Raw genomic sequence first — 25,616 nt, 5'->3', positions numbered from 1 at the left:
AATCATGGGAATTCATTAGAGACATGGAATTCGACCGGATGGAATTGATGCCGAGTGGGGCGATGGGGGAATATCTCCGATAGCACCAAACTTTTATGGATTTTGTTTTGATTCCGTATTTACGTGCAAACTTTCTCGTTATTTTATAGGGAGCAATTATAGAAACAAACCAGTCCATGCAGCGAATCTTTGAGCCGCATGGACTTTTCTTATGACGTGTTGAATGAATATCATATCTTCTTGTTGGATTGTATATGGTGGGGAAAGGATATTATTTAGATGGGCACGCTCCAGATATGTTGTTTTTTGGAAAAATGGGTATATTAGAGTTTATAATATTAAATTATCCTTATATATACTTTGCTTTGGCAGTAGCTCTTGAAAAAAGGCGAATAAATCAGGCAGCTTATTTCTTATCTTGGGAAATAGGTTAACAAGACAACTTTAATATAGTAAAGATGATGATGTTAACCATCTTGCTTTAGAATTTAATGAGAATAATCACTTGATTTTTTATCCAGGATATAATATTAATATTGTATTTGCAGGAAATAAACATCTAAAATTCACTATAAACTGGTCAGAGGAAAATTAACAAAGTTTTTGGAGTAATCTCAATGTATTAATAGCCTTAAAGCCTTGGTATTACTGACTTTCCAGTTACCAAGGCTTATTTTATTTATTGTATAATGATAGGAACAAATGAGCATCATCCATATACCAACTACACTTTATTGTCGAGTACCTTTGACCCGTGAGCAATAGACATCTTTATGATTTACCTTGCAGAACTGCAGAGTATGAGAATAGGTAGTGATAATTACATATGAGGCTACAAGCAAGATATAGATACCTTATAAACGTTCACCATAAAGTTCTTTTTCTTCATTTGGATGAAAAAGAGTGAATCCTTTTGAACAAAACACAAACCTTCTATCTATCTCGAATCCAGCCTTATTCAAAACTTCGACTGTCCCATGTGAACCAGTTCCAGCAAACCCGCAACTACAACCAGATAGGTGTAGCTCATTTCCTTTTTTGTCTATAAGGATGAGATCGCTATCGAGCAAAATATTATCTTTATTAATTTCTTTAACAATTTTTGCAATTTTAAAACGGTCAAAATGATCTTTAACTGCTTCGAATAACGCAATACTTTTATGGGGATCACCGCGGTCATCACCATAATCTTTTATGACGAATACTTCCCGCTCATATGGTTTCTTATATAGATGGTACTTTTGGTAAGTGACCTCATTTTTTTTATAAATAAGTGGACGATTACTATCCAGATTTTGATTAAACATTGCACCCCTCCTAAACAGTTAGTTTATAAAGTTTATTAGGAGAAAGAGAGATTAGTACTAAGAACCTGATAAGAGGCAAAAATTTTTATTTTTGATACTCTTTTAATTAATAGAAATGAATCGTGATGTCTGAAAAGCTGTGAATGTAGCTATTAAGAGGATGTGAGAAAAAGTTAAAAGCACCTAATGAGTGCTTTTTAATAATATATCTTCTTAAAGTAATGATAAACATAATGTTCATGACAATTTCGACTATAGCATTAATCATCACATCGATAATATCAGTTTCCTCAAGTGAATGATAAGGGGTAAATAAGACAATTTAAATAGAGCCAATGATAGTTAAAAGTATGGTCCATAAGCTGTTACGTAAAAACAGTGGAATCATTAAGCCAAAAAACGGAATGGCAAATAATGAGGCACGCATTTATTATGTTATGCTATATATTGAGCCATAATTGCCTTTAGAGGTCATTGAGAAAAAGGATATAGTACGTTTTTCAACCCCTATTGTGTATGATTATAGACTTGAACAAAGAATATTAAGTCTCTCTAATGCAATATTAAACGAAAAAGATGAGGCTTTGTGCAGTGAATTATTCTTATCCCTCATAGATAGCCTTATTTATACTAATCTTTCTAGAGACTGTAAGAAAGATAACGCGCCAATTAGAAAAGCAAAGGATAGGTTTCATACCAATTTAGGCAATGTACTTAAACTTGACGAGATATGTAAAGAGCTTAATTTATCTAAATTTTCAAGGCTCATACTGGAACTTCACCATACCAATACTTTCTTAACTGCAAGATAGAACGTGCAAAGCAGTTAATGAAAAATTGGAGATGTTTATTCAGCAGTAGCAGAATGTGGTTTTGTTGATTTAGCCCATTTAAATAAACACTTTAAAAGCGTATATGGAATAACAGCATTTGAATATATGTCACATTTAAAATTGAAGAGGGGTATACTCAGACAGGATCTCTTAACATGGTACAACTAAACTAAATGTTTCTGCATTAATAATGAATAAAACGGCGGTACAAAAGACGTTAAGAGGGCTAGCCATACCGAAAAAACTTCACACTAATGAGGACAATCGTGCAAAATTCACGGGGAATAAAACTGAATTAAACCTTGTTGGTATTTGTATGATAGGCAAGAAAACTCATATTAACAGGCAATGAAATAGTCAACATGAATGGATTAAGATAAAAATGTAAGGGGGAATAAAGTTGTCTTTAAAAGTAGGGGATATTATTACATTTGAACGGACTTTCACAAAAGAAGATGTTGAATTGTTCACAAAAATATCCTGGGATGAGGGGAATCACCATACTACTCCTGATGAACAGGGGAGAGTTGTTATTCAAGGGTTGTTGACCGCTACTTTACCAACAAAAGTTGGTGGAGAAAACAATGTACTGGCACGTACTATGAATTTTGAGTTTTTAAAACCAGTTTTTACGGGAGATAAAATAATATGTGAAGTAACGATCGAGAAGTTTGAAAAGAAAGATAATGGTAGAAAAGCTATTTTGGCATCATTCCTTTGCGCTAATCAGAATGAGAAACAAGTATTAAGAGGAAGTTTTGCAGGAGTTATATTATAAACTATATACTTCACTGGTTTATTTGTTATTGGAATTATTGTTTTTGAACTGCTTTTTATAGAAACACCTACATCACAGCAGCATGGGGTACTGATACGTATAACTACACTGGGGATATATGGGGGCTATTGTCATTGTCGGTGTGCGAATAAGGTTTATACAAATTCGCTACATATAAAAGTAAAACATAAGGGTAAATCCACATGGTGATATAGTTGTATTTTTTAGATTATTCAGCTAATTTCCTGTTGCAAATATGCACTTATTAAGGAGAAGCTCCCGGTCCTTATTAGCTTCTTTGCAAATATGAATAGAATTAAATGGTTTAGCTTTATTAGTCATTTCGTAGGTTCAACAACAATGATAACTTCGGAGCTCCAAGTATGAAGAATATAGCTAAAGGTGCTGGATATATTGGGTATCAAAAAGTTTGATAATAGCACCAGGTGAGCATAGCAGTGTATTCATATTCCAAGGTTGAAGGATGCTGATTACCATTGCATGTCTTGTGATCGAGAAGCTAAAGGAACGAAGGAATTCATAAATAGTATGGGATGTCCTGGTTGTAAGCTAGGTTTCTCATATTTATTCAGTAGAATTATAGCGAAAGGCCTGAATGGTCAATGGAGCGTAATTCCGGACCAAGAAGAAGAGGGTTACATCTGGAAAACCCATTCATTCGTTCGTAAAGGATTTTTAGACAAGGTGAAATTTTAAAGGCTTCCATATTGGCAGATACCGGTCTTTTGACAATTGTGATTGGTGCCCGTCATATTTGGGAGATGACAAAATTGCAGCAAAAAAGATATGTTTTTTAGAAGCTTGTCATGTCCGATACTAACAAAAAGCAGTATTATTAAATACGAAAGACATGATGCAGAAGAATAAGCCAACCCCTCTTTGTCATAACATTTAGAAAAAGATAAGGGTGTGACAATGCTGAGCAGGAAAAAAAACGACCAAATTGTTATTTATATAATAAAAGGCTCAACAATTAAAAGGTTTTTAATCCTAGATCTAATAATTGGATCAGGAATTTTTTATGTGGTCAAATTCATATCTTCAAGCATATTAATAGCGAGTGCGAGCAGTTTTATTGGAACAGAAGGAATTAAAAAGGCTCCGAAAGTTCTGAAAAATGCAATTGGATTACTATCCTAAAGACTAATGCATTTCACATAATGGTGCGTTGTTTAACAAAAAGTAAAAGGAGAATACATATTATAAGCTTCTAATATGTATTCTCCTTTTTATTCAATAAAAGAACCCGGTTGTTCAGCATAATAAAAATGATACAACGTTGGTGTTCTCTACGTATTTTTCCACACAGTAGCATACTTCTTTTGATATTTTGCCTCCTCTTCTTTTTCAACTAAATCCAGTGCGATTTGCTTTATTTCCTCATCTTTTATTTCATTAAACAAATTCCTAAGTCCTTGAATAATATCAAAACGAATTAAGGTGTAGTTTTTTTCATGAACGCAATTTAAATACCGATCAACAAGACTTCTTATTACCATTTCTTTTTGTTCAGTGCCAGCTAGACCTATTTTCCATATAGATTGCAGGCAATGTCTTGCGGTGACGAATTTTTTATCTTTTGTCACTTCCCAAACCAAGGGGAAATCTTCTAGCATTCTTTTCTCCGGATCACTTTTCGCCAAACTGCAAAGAAATTGTGCAGCCCTTGATCTTCGGTGGTTATCAGAATGCGTTAAATCCTTCTTCAATTGGTCCCATACATCATAAGCCCAGTCCACCTCTTCTTTGGTAGAAGCAAGGATATGATTGTAGGCTTCGTATTGTAAGTCCTTATCTTGAGAAAGTAAATTTTCAAAAGACGATTGTATAGTACTATCCATTTGAAACACTCCTTCTTAAAATATGATAGGCAATCTCTCATCGCTATTGTTCTTTACCGAATATACCAGTTAGTCCAATTATAATTATTTCAAATAAAATATCTTTACAATAACTTTCTTGATAGCTGGCTTTTGTTAAATAACCTACATAAAGCTGGCCTGGTGGTGGGCGTAATTGATTTACCCTGGTTCTCTTTGATTCGGACTTTGGAAAAGCTATTGAGTCGGCTCATGATAAATTCCAAAAAATGCGTGGGATTCCTGCTGATAAGAAAGCATCTAAAATGAATCTAAAAAATAAACTCTTTAGGGGTATTAATTCAATAACCTAATTAGGCTGTAACGAACGTATACATCTATAATGGTTCATTTTAATTAGGAGGGAATTATGACAAATCCACATAAAGTGAAACCCTATTTATTGACACGTAGTTTGCTGCCGGAAAATCAGGAGACACCGATTCAATTCATCAATAATGATAGCATGGAAAACCAATTATTTTATAGAAGGAACCACTTTGCATATCCGACTCTTTCTTATTCAAACTATTGGCTCCCTATAAATGGGTTAGTATCCGCTCCTTTACTTCTGTCCATGCAAGACATTCTTCAATACCCATCAAAAACGGTGGAAGTTGTCCTTGAATGCTCGGGAGACAAGCGTAATCTATTCGAACCTAAAATATTTGGAGAACAATGGGGAAAGGGAGCCATTAGCCAAGGTAGGTGGAAAGGCGTGCCATTAAGGACCTTACTTGAACTATCTGGACTGGGTGAAGGGGCTAAAGAAGTTGTCGTGGAGGGTTATGATTATGGAAATAGGACCGATCTAGATGAGGTTTACACCTACACTAGGAGTTTGCCTATCGAGAAAGCACTGCATCCGGATACCATTATTGCATATGAGTATAATAATCGGCCAATTCCTTTTAAACATGGTTATCCACTGAGGTTAATAGTTCCGCAGTGGTATGCAATGGCATCTGTTAAGTGGATAAAGCAGATAAGTGTTATTAATTCTAAATTCAATGGGCCTTTTCAAACAATTGATTACGTGTATTATCCAAATAAAGACAATGATCTGGATGCATATCCAGTCACTACAATAAATATCAATTCGACTATCCAAAAACCGCTGGATATGGAATTTGTAAATACTGGTAAGCATTTAATAAGAGGGATTGCATGGACAGGAAAAGGAGTAATTACAAAGGTGGAAATTAGTATTGATGGTGGCTATACATGGAGAAAAGCTGATATATTACCTAGTAAGAATATGGGGTATGGATGGGTTAGTTGGTCATTTGAATGGACTATTTTAGAAAAAGGTGAGTATACGATTAAATCCAGAGCAACAGATTCATTTGGTCAAATTCAACCTAATTTACCTTTTTGGAATAAAAAAGGTTATGGGTATAATGCCACTGATAAAATTAAAGTTAAGGTAGAATAATCATCAATTTATTTTAAGGAAAAGAAAACGGGTGAAGAAACTTTTTAGTTATCCTTTTAGTTGTAAGCGTAGAAGAAATATAAGTGATCCAATCCATTCCCGGGATAGTAGAAAAAAATCGGCCCTGATTATCTTTGAATCGATTAATTTAATCCATGAAAAGAAATATTACAAGGAACGTCTGCCAAAGAGTTGCTCTTTGCCAGTATTAAGAATCTCCTTCAGGGGATATATACGCTTTTAAAAAATGAGAAAAGTCGTTCCGGGATTTCGCCAAATAACGGTTTTGTGATACAGAGAAAAATCCTTCCAAAAGAGTTTTGGAGGGTTATTTGGCATGGCCAAAAAAGTACTGAATAAGGGAATGACATCCTATTTAGATGGTTAGTTGAGATGGGTGGTTGCCATTTGGTGTTTTTTCTTTTAGGCAAGTGTGAATCAGGTTAAATAAAAGCCTAACGAAGACTAATTTTTTGTGTTTAAAGTCTTGAACTTACAGTTGTCACTGTAGTTTTTTTCATAACTGTAGGAGATTTCTAATGGTTTGTTAAAGATAGCTAACTTTCAAAATATTAATTGACGGTTATTCGTAGAAATATTATGATAATTCTATTAACGGCTATTTAGCGACATATTATTCGTTTTTAAATAGTCATCAAAATAATAGAGTCATGAAAATTAATAACAAAGGGGATGCTTTATGAAAAAAGAAATGTCATTCGGTGTTGCAATGATACCGCTCATCGTCATGATTGTAATGATGGCAATTACGGTTGTCTGGCTGGAACAGGGTCCGCATATTCCACTTATTGTAGGAACATCAGCTGCTGCTATTGTTGCTTGGCGTTCTGGATATAAGTGGAATGAAATTGAAGAGTCTATGTACAAGGGAATACGTCTCGCTCTGCCAGCAGTCGTCATCATTATTCTGGTAGGGATGACAATCGGGGCTTGGATGGGCGGAGGAATTGTTGCCACCATGATATATTATGGTCTTAAAATCCTCACTCCTTCATTTTTTCTTGTTAGCATCTCCGTTATTTGTGCAGTGGTATCATTGGCAATCGGCAGTTCTTGGTCAACTATGGGGACAATCGGTGTTGCTGGAATGGGGATTGGTCTAAGTATGGGAATACCAGCGCCAATGATTGCGGGGGCCATTATTTCAGGCTCATATTTTGGTGACAAAATGTCACCGCTTTCAGACACGACCAATCTTGCATCCGGACTGACAGGGACAGATTTATTCGTGCATATTCGCCATATGCTTTACACGACGATTCCAGGCTTTATCATTGCCTTGGTTATATACGCCATTCTTGGAAAGGATTTTGGTAAAGGAGATATGAATGCTGAGAATATTGAACAAACGATGCGTGTTTTACAGGATAGCTTTGTCATTTCTCCGTTCCTATTAATCATACCGTTAATCGTCATTATTCTAGTTGCTAAAAAGGTTCCAGCCATTCCAGCGTTGATTATAGGGGTGTTGCTCGGCTTCTTATCACAAATTTTCATTCAAGGAGGCAACATGGCTGATGCAATAGCAGCATTGCAAAGTGGCTTCGTGATTGATACGGGCAATAAAATGGTCGACAAGCTGTTTAACGGCGGTGGATTGGATTCAATGATGTACACCGTGTCCATGACGATTGTTGCGATGACATTTGGTGGAATCCTTGAAAACACAGGCATGCTTCAAGCGATAGTAAAGCAAATATTAAAATTTGCAAAAACATCAAGAAGCGTCGTTGCGTCAACAGTTTTATCATGCTTTGCGACGAATGTTACATGCTCAGAACAATATATTTCCATCGTCATTCCTTCACGTATGTATGTAAAAGCTTATCGTGATAAAGGACTTCACTCGAAGAACCTATCCCGTGCACTTGAGGATGGCGGAACACTGACTTCAGTATTTGTTCCTTGGAATACTTGCGGAGTGTTTATTCTGGCAACACTTGGTGTGCATGCATTCGATTATGCACCATATGCGATTCTGAATTTTATCATCCCAGTTATTTCTATCATTTATGCGATGACTGGCTTTACCATTACGAAATTGACAGAAGCTGAAATTGAGAATATCAAGAAAGATGAAGCAACTTTACCTATATAAAATAAAAAACTTGCCAAATTTTAAATATGACCTGCAATAAAGCAAAAGACCCCTAGCGAAGAAAGGTTCCTTCCAAGAGAACCTTTCTTTACTTTAAATCTAGTATACTGGCAAATTAAGTTCATAAACGGCTCTGGGGCGTCCCTTCGAATAGGTCATTTCTTCGCCGACGATGATAACATGCCCATGATCGGATAGCTTTTTTAAAATTCTTTCTGTGGTACGACGGGTCACCTGTAAATAATCCTCTAGTTCAGCAGCTGTGAATTGGACGGATTGGCGGGAATGACTGAACTGGATGATTTTAGATATGTTTGCAGGGCTCAATTTTGTCTGTTTGGCAACCTGAAGAAGTTCGGGATGATCGTTTTTCAAACGTTGCTGTTTGGTTTGCTGTGGAAACGGTCCAAGCAACTCTTTGTCTTCCGTGAGAATGTATCCGCATTTGTACTCATTATGTTTTTCAGCAAAACCGAGGGCGATCTTTGCATGTCGATCTGCATCCATAATGGTTGAACCATATCCGAAACCAATCTTACTCTTCTTCTTGAATTTGGCAAAAAAATGATTCAGGCCGTTTTTCTTTATCAACGATTCGATATCACCACGAGTGCTGTACAGGATGAAATGGCAGTCTTCTAGAAGCTGGACGGAGGCTTGTATTTCATGTGCCAAATCATCTACCAGTTCATGAGCGTTCGCTTCTTCCGATATGACATAGCAAACGGCAATCTGTGAAGATCTGCTTTTAAATAGATCTGTATGGGCTTTAATATCCTGCAGTGCTTTTAAGATTGAGCTTCGGGGATCAACCATGCGCATGGCAGGTACTCCAATAAGTTGCAGTTGATCAAATACAGAATGTATGCTTGTTAGTGCAAGATCAATGAAACCATCCTTCCAAAGTTCATGATGGTAAGAAGTGATCCGTGAACTATCAAATGAGTCATTCAGCATCTCCTGGTAATCTATTATATAGCTTGAATCCGTCTCGATTTCGAGGTCAGTTAATACGTTCGTTACGATCGAGGCGTTGCTAACATCGACGGAAATTCGATGAGGAGAGATTTTTTTATGATAAAGCACGGATAGTAAGGAAGAAGCGACCGACATTTCATCTTGTGCTAAATAAAAAGCAGGAATCGGAAGGTGCTCATGATATTTTTTTGAAAAGTAGTACGGCAACGCTCCTGAGAACAACACAGCATCACACGGCTTAAGTGTCTTTATAAGCATGCCGGCCTCGGTAGGTTTCTGATATACATAGGCGTCGAAATCAATTTCAGCAATCTCGGATGTGATGGATTCAATTCTTTCGATAAATTCAGTGGAACCAATGACTGCAATTCTTGTATTCATTGTTAACCTCCAAGTGAAACAGCTAATGTATTCTTAAATAACGGTTTATTAACGACAACTATATCAAACTCGTACAATCTTGTGAATCGAAAGGGAGTTTTAAAATGAAAATTACAGCGATCCATCTTTATGCAATCCATCTGCCTCTTAAAGAGCCATTTGTGGTTAGTTACCATACTTACGAATTTATGCCATCAATCCTTGTCAAAATAGAGACGGATGAAGGGTTTATTGGGTACGGGGAAGGTGTGGCAGACGAACATGTGACAGGTGAGACCTTGGAAGGGACCTACCAGGTGTTGAAAAATACGTTGGGACCCATACTGTTAGGCAAGAATCCATTTGAAATCGAAAGTCTTCATGATTTGATGGACAAAGCGATTTATGGAGCCCCTACAGCTAAGGCGGCCATTGACATTGCTTGCTTTGATATCATGGGTAAGAAGCTGGGGCAGCCAGTCTACCAGTTAATCGGGGGACGTTATCATGATGAGTTCCCAATTACCCATGTCTTAAGTATAGCCGCTCCTGAAAAAATGGCGGAAGAAGCGGCAGCTATGGTCGAGAAGGGCTATCAGTCATTTAAAATGAAGGTTGGTACCAATGTCAGTGAGGATGTGGAACGCATTCAAGCTGTCCGTGCCCGTGTAGGTGATAATATCGCGATACGTGCAGATGTTAATCAAGGATGGCGGAACAGTGCGGTAACTCTTGTAGCGATTGATCAATTGCGTGAATGCCAGCTTGATTGGCTTGAACAACCGATTGCTGCCGATGACATCGATGGGATGGTTGAAATTAAATCGAAGTCTACGATTCCGCTGATGATTGATGAGGGATTAAAGGGCACACGGGAAATGCGTGAAATTATCCAGAAACGAGCAGCCGATAAAGTGAATATTAAACTGATGAAATGCGGTGGTATATATCCGGCAATAAAGCTAGCACACCAAGCAGAGCTTGCTGGGTTAGAATGTCAGATTGGCTCAATGGTAGAATCATCTATTGGTTCTGCAGCAGGCTTCCAAGTCGCATTTTCCAAAAAAGTGATCACAAGCGTAGAACTCACTGGTCCATTGAAATTCTCCAGGGATGTAGGGGATCTTTCTTATGATGTACCATATATTAGATTGACCGAAAAACCAGGATTAGGTGTAGCGATAAATGAAGAAACGTTAGCTGATTTAACAGTTTTTCAGGATGTCATCCAATAAAAGGGGGAGCAACTTTGGAATTGATTTATGAGGGGACCATCAAAAAGGATAAAAATCATAAACGTTATGAGGTCAGAAAGTTAGTGTCGGAGGATTTAACCGATATTTTGCAAGTTCAAGAACAGGTCGTTCACCATTTGACCGATAAAGGTGTACTTCAACCGCTTACTAAGGAAGAGTTTCAATATATTCTAGAAGGAAATGGGCTCATGATTGGAGCATTCGTTTGTGAGGAACTCATTGCTTTCCGGGCGTTGCTGGCTCCTCCTATTGATGAGGAACATCTAGGGAGAGATTTCGGATTGATAGAAAACGAGCTGTCGGAAGTTATTTATCAGGAAATTTCAAACGTACTGCCTGCATACAGGGGAAACAAACTGCAACAGAAACTTGCAACGTTGATCATGAAGGAGTTGAACAAGCAGGAGTCGCCTTACCGATATGTATGCTGTACAGTTGCGCCTTTTAACGTCCCAAGTTTAAAGGATAAGTTTGCCCAAGGAATGGAAATTGCGGCATTAAAAGAGAAATACGGCGGGCAATTGCGTTATATATTTGTCAAGGACTTGTCTGTAGCGGACGCATCTCCTTGGCAGGAAATCCAGATCATTGAGATGAACGATACAGCATCCCAGCAAGAAATTATCGCAAAAGGTTGGCGTGGATTTAAAATGGAAGAACAGGAAGGAAAACAGTTAGTCTATTATGGTAGTAAGCATACGCGTAAATAAGAAACAGCCAATAGGTCTAGTGATTATCCATGAGTCTGTAAAGAAACAACATTGCTCTTTTTCTTGTTTTGGACAAATGTTGCGAACATGACTTTATTTTCAATATCCTAAACAAAGGACAGTAATGCAATTCCAATTAACAATGGATAATAAAATCAACTTAAAAAGAAAATCGAATTTAGATTAAGTGTTGCAACTAAGTTGTTTTTACATACCAAACCCAGTAGGGCACCATAGATGTTAATCTGAAGGATTACTTTCCAAAAGAAATTTCATAGAAGTGAAGGACACCATCTGACACTTGGAGGGGCTACGTTCAAATTGTACAAACCGTTAAAAAACTGTAGACAAATTCGATTTTATCGAGTTTGTCTACGTCTGAAACGCCTTAAATGGCGTTTTGTTAATGTTAGGTTTTTCTCCAAGATTTCGTAAAAAAAGCTGTAAAAAATACAACACACAAAACCTTCCGAATTACCCTTTGAACAAAAAAAGGAGCATTCTGCTCCTAATCTAATTTGAAAGGTGAGAAAGAGAATTCCACGCTTAGGATTTAGTGCCCTCCACTTTTAATCGGTCCATTCCGTTTTAGTCTCCAATTCACTATTAACTCGATATATCTTTCTAGGTCTTCCTTTAGCTGTCGGTGCTTCTTCACCAATTATGTCTTACAATGCTCTGATTACCCCTAAGATACTTAAAATCATATATAAGAGAATTAAACATTTCAATAGATTAACGCTATCTGGATGAATGAAATTAATCAAAACGCAAACCTTTGAAGCGTAAGGATTTGCGTTTTTTTATATTTAGAATGAATGTAGCCATTAGGGTGAAGGTACAATATTTACAAAAGACATCACAGACTTATATTATGAACATGTAGCGTGCGGGTGTTTTAATCCCTTCATTTTGTAATCGAAATATTAATAGGAAGAAATACGTCTTTATTACCGTAAACAGATGAGTATATGCGGTTAAAAAGTTTGTTAGCAAAGTAAGTAAAATAGCCATTTCGCCCTATTGGAAAAAATAACCTCATTGTTAAATTATTGTTATTACATTATAATTTTCTAGAAACATATGAAACGTTATGAATAGGAGAAAAGTATGAAAAAACTGTGGACCATTTTAGTTTCATTTACGTTGTTAATTAGCTTATTTCCGCAATTAGCATCGGCAGCACCAAGCAAAAATTTTGAGCAAGAACTTACAAAGTATTTAAAAGAGGTAAGCCTTGTCAGGGGTTTTGAAGTGACGAGGGATGATATTGAAACATCTCTTTCTTACTACGATGAAAGTATTAAAAACTTTGAATCTATTGGTGATCTTAAAGAAGCCTTAGGCGAAGTCATTAAGGCAGATTTAAGTAATTTAGATGCTATCTATGAAGATTATAATCTAACCAATGAGAGCCTAATTAATCTATTACACGAAAATGGCGAAGAACTAGACGATTATATCTTTATCTGGGACCTCGATGAAGCTGTTTATTTCTATGCAGAAGAGGGCGATTTTGAACGCGATCCAAACTTTGACAAAGAATTGGTCAATTATTTAGCCAATGTTAGCAAGGAAAGAGGCTTCGAAGTAACAAAAGAAGATATCGAAGCGTCATTGGAACTGTATGATCTTAGCACGGAAGAATTTGAATCTGTCGAAGAGCTTAGCGAATTCTTAGGTGACGTCATTAAGGCAGATCTAAGCAACTTAGATTATTTCAATGAGAATTATGGATTGGATAAACAAGCCTTGCTTCAAATGCTGGAAGAAAATGGTGAAGATATTAACGATTATATATACATAGATAATCTTGAAGAAACTGTTTGGACCCATACTGGTGGGGGGATGGATGGTGAAGTTGCCGAAGATCTTCTTCCTATTTTCGAGGAAGAACTCGGTTTAACGGAAGAGGAATTACAGCGGCTTGAAGACCACTTGATGTCTTTGGAAGACCATCTTTCCAATCCGGAAACAGTCAAGCAACTTGAAGAATTGGGAAACCGCATGATGGCTTTCGAGGAATTTGATGTAGCGACTGAGCTTACAGCTGAACAGATAGCTGAAATGGCATCAATCTATGAAGAATTACTTTCCATCTTTAAGCTTAATGTATCGTATTCCCTAGTGAAAAGTGGCTCGGAATCACCTGTATCCCTTTTGGATTTAATGAAATTGGAAGAATTGAAGGGGGCTAACCTGAAAATAGCGATATATACTACTGACGGGAAGTTCTTGGCTGATCTTTTAATAACAGGTGATATGGTCGATTCTGACACTCTTACTAATGCAGGCGGACAAATAAAGGAATCTGCTAAAGAGGTTAAAAAGACCATTGAAAAGGCACCAGTTGCTAAACCAGTAAAACAAAAGATCAGTACTCAACCTGAATCGGAACATCAAACCGTAAAAGGGGCAAAACTGCCAAATACCGCTTCCGATTATTTGCCTAGTGCCCTTTTAGGACTATTCATTGTCTTGTTCGGAAGCTTGATGTATCGAAAAATAAGGAAAGCTTAATATGAAACAAGTAAAGAAAAGGCGGTTGCTACTGCTTTCTTTTACAATTGCCATCATTTTATTTGGGGTTTGGTTTTCAACATCCAATATGTATAAGTTTGCAAAAGGCTACTTTCTTTATAAGACTCATGCTCCAAGTAGCCAAGTAAATGAAACAGTACAGAAACCGCCAAGTAATAAACCAACAAGTAATAAAACAACAAAGAAAGAGCTATATCCTGTCCGCCCTAAAACGGGTGAAGAAATTGGGGAACTGTATATACCCAAACTAAAAACAAAACTCCCTATTTTCCATGGCACAAACGAGGATGAATTGGAAAAAGGCGTTGGTCACTTTGCAGGAAGTGTGCTACCAGGTGAAAATGACAATTCCGTTCTTTCCGGTCATAGAGATACGGTATTCCGTAAACTCGGGCAAGTTGGCGAAGGAGATTTGTTGATTGTAAGAACATCGGCAGGAGAGTTCACATACAAAGTCAGCAAAGTTCGAATTGTGGATGAGGATGATCGAACCGTCATCGTACCAAAGCCACGGGCAACGCTAACCGTCAGTACCTGTTATCCCTTTGATTATATCGGATCAGCACCTGAACGCTATATACTTGTCGCTTATTTGACTTCAAAAACAGTAAGTTAATCATCTAATTTCTAAAACAAGAGTCCCAATAAGGAAACCCTATTGGGACTCTTTTAATTTCTATTTAGAAAGGAAAACGAAGATGAAAGCATATATCACTCCTTCCTCTTTTTAACCAATAGATTTAGCTATGCTTTTCTGCCCTCTGTACCTTCAAGATATCTCTGTACGGCTTGTAGCTGTAAATTTGGCCATAAAGAAACTGCACCTCCAATTGTTGGATGTGTCTAACAATTGGGGTGCAGTTCATCATCGGTGTTTTTTCATTGCTAATTTATTTATATTGTTAAGCTATCCTTATTGCTCGAAGTGCTCGATGTAGCGGAGTTTAATATTTTATGATGATAAATATAAGAGCCGGCTATCAAAATATATCCGATAATGAAAAGCAGCCATCCACTGGCAGGGTCGCCCACTGATATGCTTGAATACATAGCACCCGTCAAATCAAATACAAAACCGGCATAAGCCCATTCCTTAATTCTCGGAAAACCTGGAATAAGTATTGCCACGACACCTAATAATTTGGCAATTCCAATAAAGGGTAGGAGGTAGGTAGGATAACCTAAATGATTAAATAAGGCGACTGCATCGGGAACAGACATTATATCCGGAATAGAACCCAAAACCATTAGTGCCACCAAAAGCCCTGTGAAAATCCAATATATAATTTTTATTTTTTTCATTTATTCTCATTCCCTCCCTTAGATTGACATTTTAATCATATTCCACTTTCCTTTTATTAATGCATTCTAAAAAATATTGAACTTCAACAGTCGTGGCGCGTTTCTTTAAGAATCGCTTGACTGTAGGCTCACTGAAGAAAAGAGAGGTTGCCTGCAGTTTTTTCTTAAAAAATATTCCCGAAATCATGGGTGCAGCACGAATTCACGAGTAAATATGCTGAATTCACGAGTAAATAGCCCAAACTCACGAGTAAACGGCGCGAATTCACGAGTAAATAGCCCAAACTCACGAGTAATACAGCAAAATTCACGAGTAAACGTGCGACTGTCTGCCAAGCCTCCTCGCCGCAAGCGTCTCCGGGGTCTCGGCAAGCCAGTTATCGGTAGGAGGGTGTCACAAATTCCTTCAATGAATAGTGTGACATTGCGAACGCTGTATTTGACCCTATTGCAGCACTTGTATGTATGACTATAAAAAGTTTATTGACTTAAAAGAATTGATTAATATGACGCATATCCCGACACAGGAAATCGTGATGATGGAATACATTAACTTTAAGTCTTTCAATATAATAATTCCCGCAATTACTATGAGTGAATCAATCATAAAAATAACAATTCCAGGATTAATTGCTGTGGATTTTGAGATTAATAGTGCTAGTAAATCCACTCCACCGGGGCTAATATGTTGTCTCAGCATAAAACCAACACCAATTCCAATCGTCATTCCGCCGATAATGGCACTCGTTATGATCGGTAGATGAACCAAACCGTTTAGTGGTGATAGCCAATCAATAATGGTTGAAGTAAATGCTAACCCAAGGATGGCATTAAAGAAATAAGACTTATCGTATAGAAGAGATAGAAGGTATATGGGAATGTTGATCATGATCATGGTATGTCCAACCTGGATACCCCAAACATATTTGATTAACAAACTTATTCCAAATATCCCGCCATTTATTAGATGAATGGGAATAATAAACAGGTTAAGACCAATTCCAATGCAAAAACTTGAAAAAAGCAGAGTAATAAACTTTTTCATAAAAGCATTCCCCTTGTCCAAATCATTATCTTAAAATATATGAGAGGAATCTAAATATATACTTAACTGATTGGAAATTACGGATTGCTATTTGTGTATTGTTGGCTTTGTTCTTCAGTTGATATTCTGAATTTTAGCTACATGCGAGTGCAGCAGGATTAAAATAAAGGCCTCCTGGAAGCCATGAAGTAATTAGGGCAAAAAAAGAGACACTCATAAAAAGTGTCTCTTTTTCAGGCATTTATATGTCTTCATGGGGCATATCAGTTTTATAAGAATTTTTTTACCTTGGAAAATAGGTTGAATTTAGCTTTGCTTATTCAAGCTTCCTTTTTTTGATAGGCGATTTGTAATGGTATCTTCTTGCGGTGATGTTTGCCGTATATAAAAGGCCAGTATGAATGCAACTATGGTCAAACCTGTTGCGATCATGAATGCATCATCCACACCCATTACGCTGCCTTGTTTAATGGCCATCGCCATTTGTGATGTATTATCTGGTGAAATGTTCCTTTGGGATAAGATTTCCTGAACATGTTTCGTTCCCTGGTTTGTCATGATGGAAACAAAGAATGCCATGCCAACAGCACCTGCTACCATTCTCAATGTATTGACCATTGCTGTTCCATATTTATTTAGGCTAAGTGCCAATTCATTTAATCCAGCTGTGAAGATAGGCATCATCAGTATCGACATTCCGAACATTCTAATCGTATAGACCCACACCACATAAGAATAGGACGTATCTGTTTCAAGCCGCGCTAAAAGATAGGTTGTAATGATAGTGATGGCAAGTCCGCTCACCGCAAGCCATCTTGCACCAAATCGATCAAACAGCTTACCTGTGATAGGAGACATGATCCCCATTAAAATCCCGCCAGGCAATAGCATCAGACCGGATTCCATCGGCGTAAACCCACGGATATTCTGCATATAGATTGGCATGATGATCATTCCAGAGAACATACCCATAGTAGCGATGACGTTGATGATTGTCGTTAAAGTGAACATCCGATACCGAAAAATTCTAAATTCCAAAATAGGATGAGATACAGTGAATTGCCTCCAGACAAATAAAGCTAAACTGATTCCTCCAACTAGGAACATCGTCAGTACTTCAGGACTGCCCCAGCCCTTGGTGCCGCCTGTAGCAAATCCATATAGAACTCCGCCGAATCCGATAGTGGATAGAATTACACCCAGTTTATCGAGTTTAGGCCGGCTGGTTTTCCCTACTTTTTTAATGATGAAAATGGCAAAGATGAAGTCAAGCAGGGCGAATGGGAAAATGATAAAAAACAGAACCCGCCATGAATAGTTTTGGATAATCCATCCTGATAATGTCGGTCCTACAGCTGGGGCAAAATTCATCGCGATACCAAATATGCCCATTGCGAAACCGCGTCTGTTAGGCGGAAATATAGTGAAAATTACATTTGTAATCAACGGGAACAAAATCCCCGCACCTGCAGCTTGAACCACACGTCCGATCAATAAGACGGAGAAGCTGGGGGCAATTCCACATAAAAAAGTTCCTAAGGCAAAGAGTCCCATCGAAGCAAGATATAATTGTCTTGTATTGAATCGTTCCATTAGGAAAGCGGTAATCGGGATGACAATCCCATTGACCAATAAGAAGATTGTAGTAAGCCAATTAGCTGTTGCAGCTGATATGTCAAAATGAGTCATTAATTGAGGCAATGCGATATTGATTAAAGTCTGATTTAAGAAAGCGACTAGAGCACCAGCCAGCATCACTGCAAACATGGGGCCTGTACGAATTTTAGTGGTTGCTGTTTTGTCGTGATTCATTATTATGGCACGTCCTTTCCGCTAGGGTAGTACAAATTGTACTGCCTGCAATTTTTAAAGTTATAGAAACTAATTCGTCTCACGAAGTATTAGGGTAAACCAGCCTATATTTTTCAATAAAATACACCATCTTAAGGAGATCCACCTCAATTTACGGAATTTTGAGGTGTTTATTCTTTATTAACCACTCACTTGACTTTATTTCAGGATATATTATCTTGGAAATCCCCCAGGTTAACTTCCATTCTACAGGTATATCATTTTTCAAACAATAATCACCAATATAATGCTTACAATTGTTCCACTAAGTATAAATACTTTAACATTCTATCATTCGTATTCACTAAAAAATAGCTAATTGATAAAAAGGTGTGATAGACAATAAAATCACGCCTTTCCGAATTTTGAGAATCATCTTTTTTAAATATTCAAAATACTTATTGCAATCTATGTATTGTTTAATTATAATACAAAACATAACAAATAAAAAGTCGTTATGAGGGGGTGAAAGAATTGAATATTGCAGGGATGAATATCACTTTTAGGCATTTCCCTTTTCATTATTTTTTGGATTGCATGGACAACCTTGAGATTAAAAGTATTGAATTATGGGGTGGGGAGCCGCATTTGTATGTTTATCGCAACATACTAGGAAATATAAGGAGTTTGAGAAGGGAAATTAAATCTAGAAATATGAAGATCATCTGCTATACTCCAGAACAATGTATTTATCCTTATAACATTGCATCCTCGGATGCTCATTGGCGAAAAAAAAGCATGGAATATTTTATGGAAAATCTTTACGCCGCGCTGGAGTTGGACACAAACATGATGCTTATCACTTCTGGAATAGGGGACTTTTCTGTCTCACAAGAGGAATCGTGGAAGTATGCAAGTGACTCAATCTTCCAATTAACCAAAGTAGCTGAGATGGAAGGTTTGATTCTTGCTTTAGAGCCATTGACAAAATATGAATCCAATCTGGTAATTGACTCTAAGGGGCTAAAGAAAATGTTAGGGGAAATCCAATCTCCTTCACTAAAAGGAATGATAGATACAGTTTCCATGCAGCTGGCAGATGAAACACCTGATGAGTACTTTTCCTTTCTTTCCGAATTAAGCCATTTTCACCTAATGGATGGAGATGGTCAATCAGATGCGCATTTGGCACTAGATGATGGTGTTTTAAATTGGCGAGAATACTTAACAAGCCTTAAAAGCCATCGTTACAAAGGAAGTTGTACTCTAGAGATAATGGGTTCAAATTATTATCAAAATCCAAGTGATGCAATCATGAAATCTATTGAAAAAGTAAGGGAATTGGGAATTTAATCATCTAATTTGGAGGAACTCTTTATGAGTAATGGCACACTTACACGAAAACTGGGTTTTTGGTCTGCTCTAGCTATTGCTGTTGGAACTACTATAGGATCGGGTATTTTTGTCTCATCTGGTGATGTTGCAAGGGCTGCGGGTACTCCTTCTATTTCCATTCTAGCCTGGATAATAGGCGGAGTGATTGCCATACCGCAAGTAATGGTGCTGGCGGAGTTATCGACAGCATACCCCCAAAATGGAAGCGGTTACGTTTATTTAAATAAAGCTGGGTGGAGGCCTTTGGCATTTTTATATGGATGGGCCACTTTCTGGGCGTTGGATCCTCCATCCATATCGATAATGGCTTTAGCGATTGTTTCTTATTTAGCAACCTTTTTCCCATTTTTCTCGGGAGTTGCCGGGAAATTATTGGGTATTGCGATCATCCTGCTCATCACATCGATTCATTATCGAAGTGTGAAAGAAGGAGGTCTTTTCCAAGTCATTATCACGGCTATCAAGATCATTCCTTTCCTGATCGTCATTGTGCTGGGAATCATGTATATGAACCCTGAAAACTTTGCTTATACTCCAGGACCTGGTGCCCAAAAGTCAAGTTTAATAGGCGGTGTATCTGCAACCACATGGGCATATACGGGAATGGCTGCGATTTGTTTCATGGCTGGGGAGTTCAAAAATCCAGGGAAAATACTTCCCCGAGCTCTTATTAGTTCGGTATTCATCGTGTTAGCTTTATATACGCTGCTAGCCATTTGTGTCATCGGCTTGATGCCATTTGAAGAATTAATCAACTCCAATGCGGCTGTTTCCGAAGCTGTAAAATATATTCCGGGATTATCGGATATTGCATCATCATTTGTGGCCATTACGGCGATTATTGTTATCTTGGGTTCGCTGAGTTCTTGCATAATGTTTCAGCCCCGCCTTGAGTATGCAATGGCAAAGGACGGACTATTCTTTCAACGCTTTGCGAAAGTCCATCCTAAATATGAAACTCCAAGTTTCTCCATCATCGTTCAGGTTACGTATGCATGTATTCTTGTGTGCTTTAGTAATTTAACAGTGTTACTTGGCTATTTCACACTGATACAATTGGTGATTAACATTATGGACTTTGCCGCTGTTTATAAATGTCGTAAAAGGGATGATTATAACCCAATCTATCGTATGCCAATGTGGAGATTAACGACGGTTTTAGCTATTCTTGGAGCATCATGGCTGGCTTGGGGAACATTTACTTGGGCGCCTATCCAAGGAGTGATTGCAGCATTGATCGTCATCGCAACAGGTCTGCCGGTTTACTATTACTGGGAAAGGAAATATGGATCAAAGAAAAATAACGACAGCGACATCGTGGCTTAGCAGAACGATAAGGGAAGTTAGGCCTCTTTTTACAAACGCGCTTATAATTTCAAATAAAAACAATTGTGCAAATTATGATGTTTGATTATAATACAAGACATAACAAATAAACAAAGGGAGGAAGATGTTGATGCTAAAGTTTGATGAAGGGTTATTTCTTAATCTTGTAGAAAAAGAGGGCCTTGCTTTTAGAGGACAGATCGAAGGAATCGTAGATGGAATCACAAATAGGGGCTACAGCAATATTTTCCTTATCGGCGCTGGTGGCACCATAGCCATGATGTATCCATATGAATACATATTAAAATCAAATTCTACCATTGATGTCCATGCAGAAATTGCTGCTGAATTCATGGTGATGAATCATAAGCATTTCAGCAAAGATTCAGTCTGTATTTTTACATCTGTATCTGGGACTACTCAAGAAACAGTTGCGGCAGCTGAGTATTGCAAAGAAAAAGGGGCTACTACAATCGCTTTAGTTGCAGAGCCAAATACTCCGTTAACACAAATTGCGGATTACTGTATAACGACAGGTTCTGAAACGCACTCTTTTGATACTTTCTTTATGCTTTTGTACATGGTCGTTTTCCGTTTCATGTATAACAACAATGAATTCCCACAATATGAACAATTCACGAAGGAGGTTTCTCTTCTTCCGCGTGCAATTCTAGATGCCGTTAAATCTTTTGACAAAAAAGCAGAGGAATTTGCCATTACACATAAAGACACGGATTACCACATGATGGTCGGTTCTGGTAACCTATGGGGAAACACTTATTCATATGCCATGTGCATTTTTGAGGAAATGCAATGGATCCAGGCAAAATCCATCCACGCGGCAGAATTTTTCCATGGAACGCTTGAACTTGTTGTTGAAGATACAAGTGTTATTTTACTAAAAGGGGAAGATGAAACAAGACCGCTGATGGAGCGTGTAGAGAGATTTGTAGAAAAAATCTCAAAAAATTTAACGGTTATTGATACCAAAAGCTTTGAAATGGAAGGCATCAGCGAAGAATTCAGAAAGCACTTTTCTGTTAGTATTAACTGGTCTGTATTAAGTCGAATCAGCGTTTACCTAGAGCGTGAAAGAAATCATCCATTAACACTTAGAAGATACTATCGCCAAATGGAATATTAAGATATGTGGAGCACTGCTTAGTAGTGCTCCAAACTGTAGACAAATTCGAGAAGAACCAGTTTTTTTCTTAAACCGACTGTCTGCCAAGCCTCCTCACCGGAAGTATCTAGCGGCGAGGAGGCTAGCCAGTTATTCAGCAGGAGTGTCGCAAATTACTTCAAGGTTTCATTCGTACAATCAAGTTTTCTATTAAAATCATGGTTCGGGTGAGAGCATTCCGAACCTCCTTTTGTCGTCAAACTGGATCACTACTTAGTAGTGATCATTTCTTAAGTTCAAAGAAAGCGGGGGGAAATGATGAGAACGGTTTCAGTGGGAGATAACTGTATGGATGTCTATCAAAAGAACGGGGAGGTTTATCCTGGGGGTAATCCTTTAAATGTGGCTGTCTATTTAAAAGGGTTAGGTGCTGAATCTGCTTATATTGGCTGGGTAGGTTCCGATCAATACAGTGAAAAAATGGTTAAAGCGATCCAGGAAAAAGGTGTTGATATTTCTCATCTTTCGCAGAAAGCAGGAAAAACAGCTGTTACTTTTGTTGAAATGGTAGGAAATGACCGCAGGTTTGGAGAATACGATGAAGGTGTCATGGAACATTTCTGTTTAACGACGGAAGAACTCCATTACATTCAAACACATCAGCTTATACATTCCGGGATTTGGGGACATGCGGATAAGTACTATTCCTTTTTTAAAGAAAAAGGAATGCTCACGTCTTTTGATTTCTCAGATCAGCTAGATCACCATCTTGTGAAGACTTTACCGCAGTTTGTTGATTATCCTTTTTTCTCTTATACGAAGGATGATGCTTTTATCCGCCAATTTTTAAAGGATGTAAAAAATCAAGGATCTAAAATTGCGGTCGCTACTTTAGGTGAAAATGGTTCACTTGCCTATGATGGCATTCAATTTTATCAATGCGGTGTCGTTGAAGCGAATGTAGTGGATACGATGGGTGCGGGGGATTCCTTCATTTCCGGTTTTATTTATGGGATATTGAAAGGCCAATCTATCGGCAAATGTTTAGAATTGGGCACAGAGTCTGCTGCGAAAACAATTGGATATTTCGGTGCGTGGTGACTGGGACTGGAAATAATGTATAATAGTTAGTAAATAATAAATTTTGACGGATAAGGATGAATCTAATATGAATTTAAATCCTTCAACCCCCCAGCCATTATATATGCAAATAAGGCAAATGTTGAAGAATGATATTCAGAACGGTAAATACAAACCAGATGAACAGATCCCAACCGAAGCAGAGCTTTGTGAAACTTATAACGTTAGCCGCATTACCATACGAAAAGCAATAGAGGAATTGGTGAAGGAAGGAACACTGACACGTATTCCGCGCAGGGGTACCTTTGTTGCATCTAATAAGTTTCATAATGAGTTGTTATCCATAAGCGGATTCTCAGAGTTTAGTCATCAGCTTGGGAAGATACCGAATTCCCGGATTTTAAGAAGTGAGGTCATACCCGCACCAAAAGATGTTGCAGGTCATCTCCTCATTGAAGAAGGAAGTCCCGTTCTCGAACTTGAGCGACTCATGTATGTAGATGATCGTCCGCTTTTCTACGATACCGCTCATTATTCGTTAAGTCGTTTTCCGGATTTAGAAAAGAAGATTGCAAGGGATGAATCGACTTATAAAATCCTTTTGGAAGATTACCATACAGAAATAGTCAGTAACGATAAAATTATCGACGTGATTGGTGCTACAAAAATCTATGCTAAATATTTAGAGTGCGATATTGGCGCAAATTTATTTAGAATAGTGAAGATTGCTTTCGATGCAGACGACCAACCTGTGCATCTGTCCACGTTCATGTGTGAAACCAACAAGGTCAATCTGACTGTTCATCGGGCAAAATAGGTCCTGCCAAATTATTGGCATGACCTATTTAGAAGTTTTACAATGAAAACCAGCTGTTATAACTCATGTAAGAATTGCCGGAGCATCTCCCTTAAAGAAGAGGTCAATCAGACACTAAACTTATTTTGATTGGTGTATTACTCCTTCAATTTTCCTCCTCCAATCTTTCTTCTTCGGTCATTGCATATAAAATATCCTTACAATTAAAACATAAGATTTTCTTGTTATCTAACAGAATACCGTTCAGAAAACCAGCCGTGCAATATACATCATGTGCACAGCGAACACAAGTGCCAACTAGTTCATCCATCGCAACACCCCTATTAAGGAAATGGTATATAGTTTGGTGTTCTATTTTGAATAAAGGTAAAGGCCAAAATCTTGCATAACGGAAGTGTGCCCCATTTGCCGCAACATGGTTGCTATATTGCCACGATGATATGATCCGTGAGTGACAACGTGTAATACCGATTCGGAAATGGAAGTTTTAAGCAACCCAGCATATGGGTTATCCACGACAATTACCTTTTCCATATCCTCTGTACTCAGAAGTGCTTTGTTTCTATCGTATAGGTCAATAAATATTTTTTTCATTTCCTCAATACTTTTCTTTTCCACCCCTTCTCTTAATTGATTAGAAGATGCCATTGCTTCATTCATACTTTTACCTGAGATAATCTCAAACCACGCATAATCTGTGAGATAAATGTGAGACAGCACTTTTGATACCGAAGAAAAACCAGTCTGAATTTCCTTATGGTAAATGTGCTGTGGAAGTTCATTTAACCGATCGATGATGACACCATTTGCCCATGCATGATAGTTATACATTTCTAAAACTGGCTCGGGATGATTCATTTAAAAAGCCTCCAAATACACTAGTTTTTTCGTATTGAACAATTTATGCAGTTAGAACAAAAAAATTCATGTTGTTCTCTTATTTATATAACAATTCCTCCTAATGATTCTAACGGTATGTGTCTTATTACGAATGGATAATGTATAAAAAAGAGGAGGAAAATAGCTCCTTATATCGAACTGATAGTAAAGGAGATGGTAATATGAATCTGAGGATCAAATATAGGCTTTATATCCATGTAGACGGAAAACTTATTCCAGAACAGTATGACCGATACGAGATACTAAACGTCAGAGAAGGTGTAGATCCAAATGATACTAAGGATTACCAAGAGCTTATTAAAAAATTGAGTAAGTCGATTAATCGGCCCGTAGATGAATTTGAAATAAAAAACTATGAAACAATGTAAGTGCATCCCTTCGGGGATGCTCAGACTGTAGACAAACTCGATGAAAATCGAGTTTGTCTATTTTTATGGCTTGTACAATTTGGACGTTGATTTCCACTTCAGGCACTCGCTTTTCGCGGGCGGTCCGGGAGCCTCCTCGGCGCATTTGCGCCTGTGGGGTCTCCCTTGGACTCGCTATTCCCGCAGAAGTCTCGCACCTTCCGTTCCAATCAACTATGTTTAAAAATTTAGATAGAACTCCTTTTGCCTACAGTCTTTTTTGTTTTAAAATA

General features: G+C 37.7%; 23 protein-coding genes and 1 pseudogene. 15 read left to right on the top strand and 9 right to left on the bottom strand.

Annotation, left to right across the window (positions count from 1 at the left end):
* Positions 1-257 precede the first annotated feature (257 nt).
* On the top strand, positions 258-434 hold the full coding sequence (locus Q8G36_RS23010) for a hypothetical protein (protein ID WP_305162123.1): 177 nt from the start codon (positions 258-260) through the stop codon (positions 432-434).
* Positions 435-854: 420 nt separating this feature from the next.
* Here the strand turns inward: Q8G36_RS23010 and Q8G36_RS23005 are convergent, their stop codons facing one another.
* The gene (locus Q8G36_RS23005) at positions 855-1,307 is read right to left on the bottom strand and encodes a hypothetical protein (RefSeq protein WP_305162122.1); all 453 of its coding nucleotides are present in this window, start codon (positions 1,305-1,307) and stop codon (positions 855-857) included.
* A 398-nt stretch (positions 1,308-1,705) separates the two neighbouring features.
* On the opposite strand from Q8G36_RS23005, the pseudogene Q8G36_RS23000 reads away from it, so the two are divergent.
* Positions 1,706-2,308, top strand: a pseudogene (locus Q8G36_RS23000) (helix-turn-helix domain-containing protein); the annotation flags it as partial.
* Between the two features lie 232 nt (positions 2,309-2,540).
* Complete coding sequence (locus tag Q8G36_RS22995; RefSeq protein WP_305162121.1) at positions 2,541-2,918, top strand: enoyl-CoA hydratase; 378 nt, start codon at positions 2,541-2,543, stop codon at positions 2,916-2,918.
* A gap of 1,310 nt (positions 2,919-4,228) precedes the next feature.
* Here Q8G36_RS22995 and Q8G36_RS22985 read toward each other — a convergent pair.
* Complete coding sequence (locus Q8G36_RS22985; protein ID WP_305162119.1) at positions 4,229-4,780, bottom strand: hypothetical protein; 552 nt, start codon at positions 4,778-4,780, stop codon at positions 4,229-4,231.
* Positions 4,781-5,168: 388 nt separating this feature from the next.
* Between Q8G36_RS22985 and Q8G36_RS22980 the strand changes: the two genes are divergently transcribed.
* Positions 5,169-6,233: a sulfite oxidase gene (locus Q8G36_RS22980; protein WP_305162118.1), complete on the top strand. Its 1,065-nt coding sequence runs from the start codon at positions 5,169-5,171 to the stop codon at positions 6,231-6,233.
* A 700-nt stretch (positions 6,234-6,933) separates the two neighbouring features.
* Positions 6,934-8,352 (top strand): Na+/H+ antiporter NhaC, encoded by a 1,419-nt coding sequence (nhaC, locus tag Q8G36_RS22975; protein ID WP_305162117.1) that lies wholly within the window; start codon positions 6,934-6,936, stop codon positions 8,350-8,352.
* Between the two features lie 99 nt (positions 8,353-8,451).
* On the opposite strand, the gene Q8G36_RS22970 is transcribed toward nhaC, so the two are convergent.
* Entirely contained in the window at positions 8,452-9,711 is a 1,260-nt protein-coding gene (locus tag Q8G36_RS22970; RefSeq protein ID WP_305162116.1) for a transcriptional regulator, read from the bottom strand.
* 104 nt (positions 9,712-9,815) lie between these two features.
* Between Q8G36_RS22970 and Q8G36_RS22965 the strand changes: the two genes are divergently transcribed.
* The 4 genes from Q8G36_RS22965 (at position 9,816) to Q8G36_RS22950 (ending at position 14,813) form a co-directional block, all read left to right on the top strand.
* Entirely contained in the window at positions 9,816-10,925 is a 1,110-nt protein-coding gene (locus tag Q8G36_RS22965) for a mandelate racemase/muconate lactonizing enzyme family protein (protein WP_305162115.1), read from the top strand.
* Between the two features lie 14 nt (positions 10,926-10,939).
* Complete coding sequence (locus tag Q8G36_RS22960) at positions 10,940-11,656, top strand: GNAT family N-acetyltransferase (RefSeq protein ID WP_241637996.1); 717 nt, start codon at positions 10,940-10,942, stop codon at positions 11,654-11,656.
* A 1,110-nt stretch (positions 11,657-12,766) separates the two neighbouring features.
* Positions 12,767-14,176 (top strand): processed acidic surface protein, encoded by a 1,410-nt coding sequence (locus Q8G36_RS22955; RefSeq protein ID WP_305162114.1) that lies wholly within the window; start codon positions 12,767-12,769, stop codon positions 14,174-14,176.
* A gap of 1 nt (position 14,177) precedes the next feature.
* A complete protein-coding gene (locus Q8G36_RS22950) occupies positions 14,178-14,813 on the top strand; it encodes a class D sortase (protein WP_305162113.1) in 636 nt (211 codons plus the stop codon).
* 278 nt (positions 14,814-15,091) lie between these two features.
* On the opposite strand, the gene Q8G36_RS22945 is transcribed toward Q8G36_RS22950, so the two are convergent.
* The 4 genes from Q8G36_RS22945 to Q8G36_RS22930 form a co-directional block, all read right to left on the bottom strand.
* Entirely contained in the window at positions 15,092-15,499 is a 408-nt protein-coding gene (locus Q8G36_RS22945; RefSeq protein ID WP_305162112.1) for a DoxX family protein, read from the bottom strand.
* Between the two features lie 183 nt (positions 15,500-15,682).
* The gene (locus tag Q8G36_RS22940) at positions 15,683-15,835 is read right to left on the bottom strand and encodes a hypothetical protein (protein WP_305162111.1); all 153 of its coding nucleotides are present in this window, start codon (positions 15,833-15,835) and stop codon (positions 15,683-15,685) included.
* 133 nt (positions 15,836-15,968) lie between these two features.
* Positions 15,969-16,544, bottom strand: coding sequence for a YitT family protein (locus Q8G36_RS22935; protein WP_305162110.1), 576 nt, complete (start codon positions 16,542-16,544; stop codon positions 15,969-15,971).
* A 306-nt stretch (positions 16,545-16,850) separates the two neighbouring features.
* On the bottom strand, positions 16,851-18,356 hold the full coding sequence (locus Q8G36_RS22930; RefSeq protein WP_305162109.1) for a DHA2 family efflux MFS transporter permease subunit: 1,506 nt from the start codon (positions 18,354-18,356) through the stop codon (positions 16,851-16,853).
* 513 nt (positions 18,357-18,869) lie between these two features.
* Here Q8G36_RS22930 and Q8G36_RS22925 point away from each other — a divergent pair.
* The 5 genes from Q8G36_RS22925 to Q8G36_RS22905 all read left to right on the top strand — a co-directional run bounded on the left by Q8G36_RS22925 (position 18,870) and on the right by Q8G36_RS22905 (position 24,076).
* Positions 18,870-19,688 carry a TIM barrel protein gene (locus Q8G36_RS22925; RefSeq protein ID WP_336622983.1) on the top strand — a complete coding sequence of 273 codons (819 nt, stop codon included), beginning with the start codon at positions 18,870-18,872 and terminating at the stop codon, positions 19,686-19,688.
* A gap of 24 nt (positions 19,689-19,712) precedes the next feature.
* On the top strand, positions 19,713-21,056 hold the full coding sequence (locus Q8G36_RS22920; RefSeq protein ID WP_305162108.1) for an amino acid permease: 1,344 nt from the start codon (positions 19,713-19,715) through the stop codon (positions 21,054-21,056).
* Between the two features lie 130 nt (positions 21,057-21,186).
* Positions 21,187-22,200, top strand: coding sequence for an SIS domain-containing protein (locus Q8G36_RS22915; protein ID WP_305162107.1), 1,014 nt, complete (start codon positions 21,187-21,189; stop codon positions 22,198-22,200).
* A gap of 297 nt (positions 22,201-22,497) precedes the next feature.
* Positions 22,498-23,280: a fructoselysine 6-kinase gene (gene frlD / locus Q8G36_RS22910; protein WP_305162106.1), complete on the top strand. Its 783-nt coding sequence runs from the start codon at positions 22,498-22,500 to the stop codon at positions 23,278-23,280.
* A 67-nt stretch (positions 23,281-23,347) separates the two neighbouring features.
* Positions 23,348-24,076: a GntR family transcriptional regulator gene (locus tag Q8G36_RS22905; RefSeq protein ID WP_305162105.1), complete on the top strand. Its 729-nt coding sequence runs from the start codon at positions 23,348-23,350 to the stop codon at positions 24,074-24,076.
* Between the two features lie 145 nt (positions 24,077-24,221).
* Here Q8G36_RS22905 and Q8G36_RS22900 read toward each other — a convergent pair whose 3' ends face one another.
* Both Q8G36_RS22900 and Q8G36_RS22895 read right to left on the bottom strand, forming a co-directional pair.
* On the bottom strand, positions 24,222-24,386 hold the full coding sequence (locus Q8G36_RS22900) for a hypothetical protein (RefSeq protein WP_305162104.1): 165 nt from the start codon (positions 24,384-24,386) through the stop codon (positions 24,222-24,224).
* 41 nt (positions 24,387-24,427) lie between these two features.
* Positions 24,428-24,934 (bottom strand): DinB family protein, encoded by a 507-nt coding sequence (locus Q8G36_RS22895; protein ID WP_305162103.1) that lies wholly within the window; start codon positions 24,932-24,934, stop codon positions 24,428-24,430.
* Between the two features lie 203 nt (positions 24,935-25,137).
* Between Q8G36_RS22895 and Q8G36_RS22890 the strand changes: the two genes are divergently transcribed.
* Positions 25,138-25,344, top strand: coding sequence for a hypothetical protein (locus Q8G36_RS22890; protein ID WP_305162102.1), 207 nt, complete (start codon positions 25,138-25,140; stop codon positions 25,342-25,344).
* Positions 25,345-25,616 lie beyond the last annotated feature (272 nt).

This window comes from Peribacillus frigoritolerans, assembly GCF_030676415.1.
GTDB classification, from domain to species: domain Bacteria; phylum Bacillota; class Bacilli; order Bacillales; family DSM-1321; genus Peribacillus; species Peribacillus frigoritolerans_A.
Note: the sequence above shows the minus strand (reverse complement) of the source record. Positions and strands in the feature narration are given on the sequence as shown.

What these genes read in the sequence shown, in the direction of transcription:
- nhaC (WP_305162117.1), top strand. Translation starts at nt 6,934, where the DNA reads ATGAAAAAAGAAATGTCATTCGGTGTTGCAATGATACCGCTCATCGTC.
- Q8G36_RS22980 (WP_305162118.1), top strand. Translation starts at nt 5,169, where the DNA reads ATGACAAATCCACATAAAGTGAAACCCTATTTATTGACACGTAGTTTG.
- frlD (WP_305162106.1), top strand. Translation starts at nt 22,498, where the DNA reads ATGAGAACGGTTTCAGTGGGAGATAACTGTATGGATGTCTATCAAAAG.
- Q8G36_RS22935 (WP_305162110.1), bottom strand. Translation starts at nt 16,544, where the DNA reads ATGAAAAAGTTTATTACTCTGCTTTTTTCAAGTTTTTGCATTGGAATT.
- Q8G36_RS22985 (WP_305162119.1), bottom strand. Translation starts at nt 4,780, where the DNA reads ATGGATAGTACTATACAATCGTCTTTTGAAAATTTACTTTCTCAAGAT.
- Q8G36_RS22920 (WP_305162108.1), top strand. Translation starts at nt 19,713, where the DNA reads ATGAGTAATGGCACACTTACACGAAAACTGGGTTTTTGGTCTGCTCTA.
- Q8G36_RS22930 (WP_305162109.1), bottom strand. Translation starts at nt 18,356, where the DNA reads ATGAATCACGACAAAACAGCAACCACTAAAATTCGTACAGGCCCCATG.
- Q8G36_RS23005 (WP_305162122.1), bottom strand. Translation starts at nt 1,307, where the DNA reads ATGTTTAATCAAAATCTGGATAGTAATCGTCCACTTATTTATAAAAAA.
- Q8G36_RS22965 (WP_305162115.1), top strand. Translation starts at nt 9,816, where the DNA reads ATGAAAATTACAGCGATCCATCTTTATGCAATCCATCTGCCTCTTAAA.
- Q8G36_RS22945 (WP_305162112.1), bottom strand. Translation starts at nt 15,499, where the DNA reads ATGAAAAAAATAAAAATTATATATTGGATTTTCACAGGGCTTTTGGTG.
- Q8G36_RS22950 (WP_305162113.1), top strand. Translation starts at nt 14,178, where the DNA reads ATGAAACAAGTAAAGAAAAGGCGGTTGCTACTGCTTTCTTTTACAATT.
- Q8G36_RS22900 (WP_305162104.1), bottom strand. Translation starts at nt 24,386, where the DNA reads ATGGATGAACTAGTTGGCACTTGTGTTCGCTGTGCACATGATGTATAT.
- Q8G36_RS22955 (WP_305162114.1), top strand. Translation starts at nt 12,767, where the DNA reads ATGAAAAAACTGTGGACCATTTTAGTTTCATTTACGTTGTTAATTAGC.
- Q8G36_RS22890 (WP_305162102.1), top strand. Translation starts at nt 25,138, where the DNA reads ATGAATCTGAGGATCAAATATAGGCTTTATATCCATGTAGACGGAAAA.
- Q8G36_RS22895 (WP_305162103.1), bottom strand. Translation starts at nt 24,934, where the DNA reads ATGAATCATCCCGAGCCAGTTTTAGAAATGTATAACTATCATGCATGG.
- Q8G36_RS22970 (WP_305162116.1), bottom strand. Translation starts at nt 9,711, where the DNA reads ATGAATACAAGAATTGCAGTCATTGGTTCCACTGAATTTATCGAAAGA.
- Q8G36_RS22905 (WP_305162105.1), top strand. Translation starts at nt 23,348, where the DNA reads ATGAATTTAAATCCTTCAACCCCCCAGCCATTATATATGCAAATAAGG.
- Q8G36_RS22915 (WP_305162107.1), top strand. Translation starts at nt 21,187, where the DNA reads ATGCTAAAGTTTGATGAAGGGTTATTTCTTAATCTTGTAGAAAAAGAG.